Source organism: Alcanivorax sp. HI0083, from assembly GCF_001635175.1.
On the sequence record NZ_LWFX01001531.1, the window covers coordinates 1 to 704 of the forward strand.

A 704-nucleotide genomic window follows, 5' to 3' on the forward strand; every position below is an offset into this window, starting at 1 on the left:
ACCACGCTGGCAGGCCCCACCCCGGATTATGACAACCCCCTGATTGTCCTGGATGCCAGTGTGAGGCAGCAGGAAAGAGGCTTTGCCAAGCCGCTTTTGCTGGGGCTGGCAGGTAAGGACAAGTTCCTGCATAACGGTTCTGTCACGGGAGAAAGCGCTGCCGAGGCGTTGAACAATCTGTTCAATCCGGCGCGTGGAGAGGACGAGATGGGCAATCCGATCAACTCCCCGCACGGTTTCTACTTCCCGCGTTCGGTGGCGGATGAAACGCTGCAAACCGAGGAGGGGCGTGCTGCACTGGTTGAATATCTGCTCAGCCGTACCTCTACTCCGTAACCTTTTACCCTGTAACCTGCTACCTGAAACCCACTGACACTGCGAGGCCCGATACGGGCCTCGCAGCATTCATCAGATCGTCTCTCGTGCGCTATACTCCCGATCCCTGAACGAGAGAGTCTCATGCACGATATCAGTCATATTCATGCATTCCTTCCCTGTCCGACCCCGCCAGCCTGGGTTGACTGGGCCCTTGAGCACCCGGACATTCTGCTGATTGACCATGCCCACTGCGAGAAGAAAGCGGCCAGCACGGCGATTAATCTGATGTTTCGTTATGTGGACCGCCCGGAACTACTGGATACGTTGAGCCAACTGGCCCGCGAGGAGCTGCTGCATTTTGAGCAGGTGGTACAGCTGATGCGTCA

1 protein-coding gene and 1 pseudogene are annotated in these 704 nt (G+C 57.1%); both read left to right on the forward strand.

Annotation, left to right across the window (positions count from 1 at the left end; translation table 11 throughout):
* Nucleotides 1-336: pseudogene (locus tag A3754_RS28145) on the forward strand (hypothetical protein); the annotation flags it as partial.
* Nucleotides 337-459: 123 nt separating this feature from the next.
* A partial coding sequence (gene miaE / locus A3754_RS23035) for a tRNA isopentenyl-2-thiomethyl-A-37 hydroxylase MiaE (protein ID WP_304439861.1) occupies nt 460-704 on the forward strand: 245 nt, incomplete at its 3' end.